The following is a 7821-nucleotide window of genomic DNA, read 5'->3' as shown; positions in this document are numbered from 1 at the left end:
CAGCCGGTGGGGTGGGCGGGGGTCCACCCCCGTGCGGACACCAGTTTCGCGCACAACCGGAAGATCCCGCATGTGGACGATCTGGACGTCTGGTCAGTGTGGTGCATCCGGGTGCGGCCCGGACATCGCGGCAAGGGCATCTCGCACCAGCTGTTGAGGGGCGCCGTGGAGATGGCGCGGAGCTACGGTGCGCCTGCGATCGAGGGCTACCCCGTGGACAACCAGGGGCAAAAGGTGGACCTCACCATGGCCTACACGGGCACCCGGAAGCTCTTCGAGGACGCGGGTTTCACCAAGGCAGCGGACACCGAGTCAGTACTGAATGGCTTCCCGCGGGTCCTGGTGCGGCTGGACCTGCAGCGTTAGCGGCTTTCCAGAATCAGGAGTCAGGGCTTTTTCCACCAGCTGCCGGGCCAGCCCTCGTCAATGGCCCACAAGGCCAGGAGCAGGGAATCCACTGTCATAAGGCCCGCGATGAGGTAGGCCCATCCTGTATACCAAGCCACTGCAATCTCCTGACTGTATCCCCCAGCCACTCGATTGCTCCTAAGTGTGGCACCTAAACCGCCGCGGCGGAACGCCCCAGATCCACACTCCTGAAAAGCGCCTCCAGCCTGTTGTGTGCCTCGGTCTCCAGCTTCAGGCGGTGTGTCAGCTTCTCCACCTGCGCGGACAGCTCCTCCCCCACCGGAAGCCGGTCACCCGGCCAGCTGGAAGCCTCCCGTGACTCGGCAAGCGCTTGAGCCAGGGCATTGGCTGCGGCACGCACCTTCCGGGAGTGGAAGTAGACCCTCAGCAGGGCCCTGCCCTTATCCACTGCTGCCCGTGGCAGGTCGCGTGCTGCCGCCGTCTGGTTGGTTGTGTTGGCATGTCCCATGTGGCTCCACCTTCCTGCCAAGCAGGCCAGCCCCGGACGTGGTCGTCGTTGACGTTTGTCCTCATTAAGCTGATCCCACTTCGAGTGTCCCGGGCGTTCCTCAACGTCCGGGCAAGCAGGTCCCAAGATTTACGCAAGATCCGCCAGGACGGGCCGGGGCAGCCAAGCCGCACCCCGCCGTCGAACGAAAACGCGAGGGTGACTTAACCACTTGTGTTGCCCTGCGACATGTTTGGTAGCCGTTAATACGGTAGAAGTAGACCTATGGTCTCTCCACCCGAAATCCGTCGTGCCGTTGTCATCGAGGATGACCCGGACATCCGCGGCCTGCTGGTCCGTGTCCTGGCCAAGCAGGGCTTCGACGTGACGGAGGCCGCCGCCGGCCTGCCGGGCGTGGAGGAAGTCCGCCGCGTCCAGCCTGATCTGGTCACGCTGGACCTGAACCTGCCGGACATTGACGGGCTCGAAGTCTGCAAGCTGCTGCGCGAATTCTCGGACGCCTTCATTGTGATGCTCACGGCCCGGGCCGATGAACTGGACAAGCTGACCGGCCTGGACAACGGCGCCGACGAATACATCAGCAAGCCGTTCAGCCCGCGCGAACTGCAGTCCCGCATCAACGCCCTGTTCCGCAGACGGCCCTCCCCTGCGGCGGATTCCGCGGCCCGCAGTGAACTGGAACGCGCCACGGAAGTCCAGCAAAGCCTCCTGCCCAAGGAGGACATCCGCGTGGACGGCTACGACGTCGCCGGCGTCTTCCGCCCCTCCCGCAGCGTGGGCGGGGATTTCTACGACTGGTACCAGACACCTGAAGGGCTCCACCTCACCTTCGCCGATGCCATGGGCAAGGGCATGGGCGCCGCACTCATCGCGGCAACGGTCCGCGCGGTGATGCGCTCCACGGGGCGGCGGCAGGACCTGGACGGCGCCTTCGCCTCCGCCAGCAAGGCGATCGCCACGGACCTTGACTCCTCCAACTCCTTCGTCACGTTGTTCCACGCGCGGCTGGACGCGGCGTCCGGAACCGTCAGCTATGTCGACGCCGGGCACGGGCTTGCGCTGCACGTCCGGTCCGGCGGCACTGCTGAACGGCTCCCCTCCGGCGGACCGCCCGTGGGTGCCTGGGCAGGCTCGCAGTGGCCGCAGTCCAGCCTGGAACTCTCCCCGGGAGATTCCCTGGTGGTGGTCAGCGACGGCGTGCTGGACGTCTTCGACTCCGTGGAGGACTTCACCGAGGCCGTCCGCACCGCCGCCCAAGGCCAGGATTCGGCGCACGCCGCCAGCAGCGCCATCATGGCCCTTGCACCGGCTGAGACGGCCGAGGACGACGTCACAGTGGTTGTGGTCCGCCGACTGCCGGAGCAGGCTGCGGCATGACCCGCTTCTGGACCAGGCTGGTGGTGGTGCTGACCATTGTCACCGGCGCCAACTACATCGCCTGGCGCTGGGCAGCGTCGCTCAACTGGGAAGCCTGGTGGATCGCCCTGCCCCTGGTGATCGCCGAAACCTACAGCCTGATCGATGTGATGCTGTTCGGCATGACGGTGTGGAGGCTGAAAATCCGCAAGGGCGCCCCGCCACCGCCGCCTGATGCCACTGTGGACGTCTTCATCACCACCTACAACGAAGACCTGGACATGGTGATGACCACCGCGTTGGCCGCCCAGAGGATCCGGCACCCGCACAGCACCTGGATTTTGGACGACGGCGCCCGGCCCGAACTCAAGGCGCTCGCCGAACAGCACGGCCTGGGCTACGTCACCCGCAGCGAGGACTGGACCTCCAACGTGCCCCGGCATGCCAAAGCCGGCAACCTGAACAACGCACTGATGCAGACTCACGGCGAGTTCCTCCTGATCCTGGACGCGGACCAGATCCCCGAGCCGGACATCCTCGAAAAGACCCTGGGCTACTTCAACAACCGGCGGGTGGCGCTGGTCCAGACGCCCCAGTACTTCAGCAATGTCCCGGCCAGCGATCCCCTGGGCAGCCAGGCGCCCCTCTTCTACGGCCCCATCCAACAGGGCAAGGACGGCTGGAACGCCGCCTTCTTCTGCGGCTCCAACGCCATCCTGCGCCGCGAGGCCCTGATGCAGCTGGGCCTGGTGGGCTACGTGAAGGAGACCGAGAAGAGCATCCGCCGGGCGCTGGCCGCCTCCCGCTCGGCCGTCAAGAAGGCCCGGAAATCGGCGGACGTGGAAGCTCCCCTGGTGGCCCAGGTGCTGGACGAGGTGGAGGCAGCAACGCGCGAAGCCCAGCAGGAGCTCGAGGCCGGCGGGGCCCTGAGCGAGATCACGTACCGGGTGCGCCGCCGCGTGGACGCCGCCGTGCAGACCCTGGTGATGGCCGACGTCGAAGCCCTCCAGGCCGACCTCGAAGAGATCGCGGCGATGGAACTGGCGCACGTGGGCGAGTCCGGCGTTCCCGTGGTGGCGGACGACGCCGTCCAGCGCATGTCCGCCCGCGACTGGTCGCCGCTGGGTGCCCTGGAATCCGTGGAGGCCGTCCTGGACGCCCTGTCCGTGGAGCGCAACGACGAGGCGCAGCCGGTCATGCCGCTGGCCACCATCTCCGTCACCGAGGACATGGCTACCGCCATGCGGATGCACGCCATGGGCTGGGAGAGCGTCTACCATCACGAAATCCTGGCCTACGGGCTGGCGCCGGAGGACCTCAAAACCATGCTCACCCAGCGCCTGCGCTGGGCACAGGGCACCATCCAGGTGCTGCTGCGCGAGAACCCGCTGGTCCAAAAAGGCCTCAAGATCGGCCAGAAGTTGATGTACTTCGCCACCATGTGGACCTACCTCAGCGGCTACGCGGCGGTTATCTACTTCGCCGCCCCCATCATCTACCTGCTCCTGGGCATCCTGCCGGTGACGAGCCTGAGCTGGGACTTCTTCATCCGGTTCATCCCGTTCATGGTGGCCAACCAGCTGCTGTTCGCCGTTGCCGGCCGGGGCATCCCCACCTGGCGGGGCCAGCAGTACAGCCTGGCCCTGTTCCCCACTTGGATCAAGGCGTGCTCGACGGCGGCGCGGAACGTCTGGTTCGGCCGTCCCCTGGGTTTTGCCGTCACCCCCAAGGCCCGCCAGAGCGGCGGACCCAGCTGGAGCCTGATCCAGCCGCAGATTGTGGTGTCGGTGCTGCTGGCGGTGGCGGCCGTCGTCGGAATTATCCGCCTGGCCGCGGGCCTGGCAGAACCGCTGGGCACCCTGGTGAACGTCGCCTGGGTCATCTACGACCTGGTGGTGATGAGCATTTTGGTGCGTGCAGTGCTTTACAAGGGTTATGAACCAGCCGGTGATCCGGCAGTTACAGAGAGGGAGCCAGATGGAGTTTAGCTATGAGGTCAAGGACTCGTATGCGGAGGTCAAGGCGGACGGGCGGCTGAACATGGTGTCCGCGCCGAAGCTGCGCGAGTTCGTCACCGATGTGATCGCGAGTGGATCCAACCGGATCGTGGTGAACCTGGAAAACACGGCGTTTATGGACTCCTCGGGCCTTGGCGCACTGATCGGCTGCCTCAAGGCGGCCCGGCAGGCGGGTGGCGACCTCCGGATCGCCGCCGTGCAGCCGCAGGTCAAAATGGTCCTGCAGCTCACCAGCATGGACAAGGTCCTCACCTCCTACACCTCTGCCGAAGAGGCGTTCAGCAATGACTGAGGTCCTGGCGTCCCGCAGCTTCCGCGGGCTCGCGGCGGAGGACGCCATCGAATCCGTCCATAACGACCTGGACAGCCTCTGGCTCGACGTCCCCTTTGTGCAGGACATGCACCAGATGACGTTTACGACCGCGGTCATCGAGTCGGCGTCGAACATCGTCCAGCACGCCGAGCCGGCTGGCCAGGAACCAGTGGAGCTCGGGGTGGACATTACCGTCCAGCCCACGCTGCTGCAGGCCAGGGTCAGCGCCTACCACGCCAAGCCCCCGTTCGGGCCCATGGAGCCGGCAACCCCGGGCGAGGACGCCGAGTCCGGCCGTGGCCTGGCGCTGATCCAGGCGCTGGTCACCACCGTCACGTTCGAGCGGCAGGACGGCACCAACACGTGGGTCCTGTCCCGGACGTCCCAGGACTAGGTCCTTCTCGAGCTGAGGACAGATACGGGGACCTGTTGGTTGGTTACGTCCCGGTATCTGTCCTAAGACTCCAGCCGCCCAGGGCTAGCCCGGGAAGGTCACCGACACCGTAGTCCCGCCGCCCGGGGTGTCGCTGATGGAGAGCTCGCCGCCGTGCGCCTGGGCGATCCGGCGGCAGGTGGCCAGGCCCAGCCCTGTCCCAGGGCCGTCGCCGGGCCGGTTCAGCCGCACGAGGGGCTCCACGGCTTTACTCCGCTCAGTCGGCAGGATGCCCTTGCCGTTATCGGCCACATGGACGGTGGTGCCGTGCGCGCCCGGCTCCGCCCTGACCGTGACCCGCAACGCCTTGGCAGGGCTCTGGTAATTCACCGAGTTTGCCAGCAGGTTCTGCAGCAGGGTCCGCAGCTGGGAGCGGTCTGCGAAGACCTCGGCGTCCTCGCAGAGGATGCCGCTGGCCAGGCCCAGGTCGAGACCCAGATCCTGGGCGGCCTCTGCCGACACCGCGAGTAAGGACAGCCGCTCCCGGTTGATGGTGCCGTCAGCCCGCGCGTAATCCAGGACGTCATCCAGCGTGACCAGCATGCGCCGCCCCCCGCTGCCGATATGTCCCAGGTACTCCGCGAACGGGTGGTCCGGCTGTATGTCCGGATCGTCCTCTGCCAGCTCCACGTAGCCAAGGATGGTGGTGAGCGGCGAACGGAGATCGTGGCTCACCCGTCCCGCGAACTCCGCCAGCATGGCGTTGCTCCGCTGTAGCTCGGCCAGGGCTTCGTCAAGCTGCAGCGTCCGGTGCTGCAGTTCAAGAAGTTCCACCACCTGCTGCGCCAGCACCTCCACCAGGCTGATCTGCTCAAGCGTGGGCAGTTCCGGCTCGTTGGAAAAGACGCACAGGGAACCCAGGACCAGTCCGGAGGAGGTCTTTAGCGGGACGGAGGCGTAGAAGCGTACGTCGGCTATCTCACCGGTCACAAACGGGTTGGCTGCGAACCTCGGGTCCTGCGAAGCGTCCCGGACCACAGTTGTCCCCCCGGTCAAAAAGACCGCGGCGCACATCGAGTCCTCGCGGGAGCAGATGCCGGCATCCATTCCGGACGCGGCTATCTGCACCTGCTGCTCCGAGGTGATGATGTTGACCACGCTGAAGGGCACGCCGCACAACGATGCGGCCAGCCTCACCAGGTTGTCCAGGGCGCCCCTGGCCCCGGCGTCTTTCAGTACCGGCCTCTCACCGGCGTAGGCAGGTATCAGCCCATATTCCCGCAGGCCAAGCTCGCGTGCGGAATCCTGATCGGTCAGCGTTTGCATAGCCGTCCCGTCCGTATTCATTTAGTGTCCCCCCAGTAAAAACTGGTCGAGCCTGCGGCTCTCCCGCGATAATACCGGCTTGGCCTGACGCCTGTTGTAGTCTCTTGACACCACCGCCACGGTCCACTTCAATATTACGTATGCTGAAATAACAGTTCCATGATGCGGAAGCCTTGTTGGTATGCCCTGCGATTTACCAATGATCAGGTGCCGGAAGTCCGGCCTCCGCATAGCCGTCACCGTGGATGCCAGCATTTGTTACCTAGGAAGCAGCCAGCATGAAGCTTGCCGAATTCAACACTGCGGACCCTGCCCGGGCCGCGGAAACCCTCCGGCCCTGCATCGACGTCCAGCGCTGGGTGGACACCGTGGCCGCCGCCCGGCCCTTCAGTTCCAGGGAGGCGCTCCTGGCATTTGCCGCCGAAGCAGCCAACCCGTTCACGTCCGCCGAGGTGGAGTCCGCCATGGCCCACCACCCCCGGATCGGGGAGCGTCCGACGGCGGCCACCACCGAGGCGTCCATGTCCCGTTCCGAGCAGGCCGGCGTCGACCCCGCGGACGCCGGGGTTGCGCAGGCTTTGGCGCAGGGCAACCGCGACTACGAGGAAAAGTTCGGCCGGGTCTTCCTGATCCGCGCCGCCGGACGCACCGCCCCGGAAATCCTGCAGGCCCTGAATGAACGGCTTGCCAACTCCGCGGCCGAAGAAGACAGCATCGTGGCGCAGCAGCTGCGCGAGATCGCCGTTCTGCGGCTAGAAGGACTGATCACCGAATGAGCGTTTCCCACGTCACTACCCACATCCTCGACACAGGCGCCGGACGCCCGGCGGCGGGGGTCGCCGTCGTGCTTTACAAAAACGACGGCGGCACCTGGCAAAAGCTTGCCGACTCCACCACGGACGCGGACGGGCGGGCAAAGGACCTGGGGCCGGAGCAGCTGGAGGCTGGGCACTACAAGCTCAACTTCGCCACCGGCAGCTACTACGCCGGCCTGCAGACTGCAACGTTCTTCCCTGAGGTTGACCTGGTGTTCGAAGTCACCGGCCCCGAGCACTATCACGTTCCGCTCCTGCTCAGCCCGTTCGCATACTCCACGTACCGCGGCAGCTGACCTTCCGTTGCCCTATCACTTATGGTCCCCATTCCGGGGTTTTGGCAGCCGTAAGTGATAGGGCAACACGGAAATGTAGGCTTGATGCATGCCTTCTGAACAACCCGCCGCCGAGCGCCGCGAGGTCACCGTCCGCCGCGCACCCAAATATGTGCCGTTCCTGATCCTGGGCGCACTGGTGGGCATGGTGGTGGCGGCCGCGGTGGCATACGGTCTCCCCGCCACCCCGGAGTTTGACCCCGCCTCGGTGTTCGGGTTCTTCCTGGTGCTGTTCGCCGGGGCAGGCGCGATCCTGGGTGCGGCACTGGCCCTCATCCTGGACCGGCGCAGCGTCAAACGGCAGCAGCGGGCAGTGGTGGAAGCGGTTCCCGACTCCGAACCGGATTCGGACAACCTGTAGCAGCCCGGTCACAAACGGACGGCCGGAAAAGTCCTACCGCATATCGT

At 65.8% G+C, this 7821-nt stretch carries 10 protein-coding genes; 8 read left to right on the top strand and 2 right to left on the bottom strand.

Annotated elements, in window-relative coordinates; all coding sequences use genetic code 11:
* The coding region (locus FNL14_RS22085; RefSeq protein ID WP_142064724.1) for a GNAT family N-acetyltransferase at positions 1-366 on the top strand (366 nt) is incomplete at its 5' end.
* A gap of 193 nt (positions 367-559) precedes the next feature.
* Here the strand turns inward: FNL14_RS22085 and FNL14_RS22080 are convergent.
* Positions 560-877, bottom strand: coding sequence for a hypothetical protein (locus tag FNL14_RS22080; RefSeq protein ID WP_142064721.1), 318 nt, complete (start codon positions 875-877; stop codon positions 560-562).
* Between the two features lie 264 nt (positions 878-1141).
* Between FNL14_RS22080 and FNL14_RS22075 the strand changes: the two genes are divergently transcribed.
* Genes FNL14_RS22075 through FNL14_RS22060 form a run of 4 tightly spaced genes read left to right on the top strand, consistent with a single transcriptional unit; the run spans position 1142 to position 4958 of the window.
* Entirely contained in the window at positions 1142-2254 is a 1113-nt protein-coding gene (locus FNL14_RS22075; RefSeq protein ID WP_142064718.1) for a PP2C family protein-serine/threonine phosphatase, read from the top strand.
* Positions 2251-4221, top strand: coding sequence for a glycosyltransferase (locus tag FNL14_RS22070; RefSeq protein ID WP_142064715.1), 1971 nt, complete (start codon positions 2251-2253; stop codon positions 4219-4221). The genes FNL14_RS22075 and FNL14_RS22070 overlap by 4 nt, the downstream gene beginning before the upstream one ends.
* On the top strand, positions 4211-4543 hold the full coding sequence (locus tag FNL14_RS22065; protein WP_142064712.1) for an STAS domain-containing protein: 333 nt from the start codon (positions 4211-4213) through the stop codon (positions 4541-4543). The genes FNL14_RS22070 and FNL14_RS22065 overlap by 11 nt, the downstream gene beginning before the upstream one ends.
* A complete protein-coding gene (locus FNL14_RS22060; protein ID WP_142064709.1) occupies positions 4536-4958 on the top strand; it encodes an ATP-binding protein in 423 nt (140 codons plus the stop codon). Before FNL14_RS22065 ends, FNL14_RS22060 begins: the two co-directional genes overlap by 8 nt.
* 84 nt (positions 4959-5042) lie before the next feature.
* Here the strand turns inward: FNL14_RS22060 and FNL14_RS22055 are convergent, their stop codons facing one another.
* On the bottom strand, positions 5043-6263 hold the full coding sequence (locus FNL14_RS22055) for a GAF domain-containing sensor histidine kinase (RefSeq protein WP_142064706.1): 1221 nt from the start codon (positions 6261-6263) through the stop codon (positions 5043-5045).
* Positions 6264-6541: 278 nt separating this feature from the next.
* On the opposite strand from FNL14_RS22055, the gene uraD reads away from it, so the two are divergent.
* The 3 genes from uraD to FNL14_RS22040 all read left to right on the top strand — a co-directional run bounded on the left by uraD (position 6542) and on the right by FNL14_RS22040 (position 7774).
* Positions 6542-7039, top strand: a complete 498-nt coding sequence (uraD, locus tag FNL14_RS22050; protein WP_142064703.1) for a 2-oxo-4-hydroxy-4-carboxy-5-ureidoimidazoline decarboxylase — start codon at positions 6542-6544, stop codon at positions 7037-7039.
* A complete protein-coding gene (gene uraH / locus FNL14_RS22045) occupies positions 7036-7374 on the top strand; it encodes a hydroxyisourate hydrolase (RefSeq protein ID WP_142064700.1) in 339 nt (112 codons plus the stop codon). The genes uraD and uraH overlap by 4 nt, the downstream gene beginning before the upstream one ends.
* An 88-nt stretch (positions 7375-7462) precedes the next feature.
* Positions 7463-7774 (top strand): hypothetical protein, encoded by a 312-nt coding sequence (locus tag FNL14_RS22040; protein ID WP_142064697.1) that lies wholly within the window; start codon positions 7463-7465, stop codon positions 7772-7774.
* Positions 7775-7821 lie beyond the last annotated feature (47 nt).

The organism is Pseudarthrobacter sp. B4EP4b, from assembly GCF_006680095.1.
In the GTDB taxonomy this organism is placed as follows: Bacteria; Actinomycetota; Actinomycetes; order Actinomycetales; family Micrococcaceae; genus Arthrobacter.
This window is presented reverse-complemented; position numbering and strand designations above follow the sequence as displayed.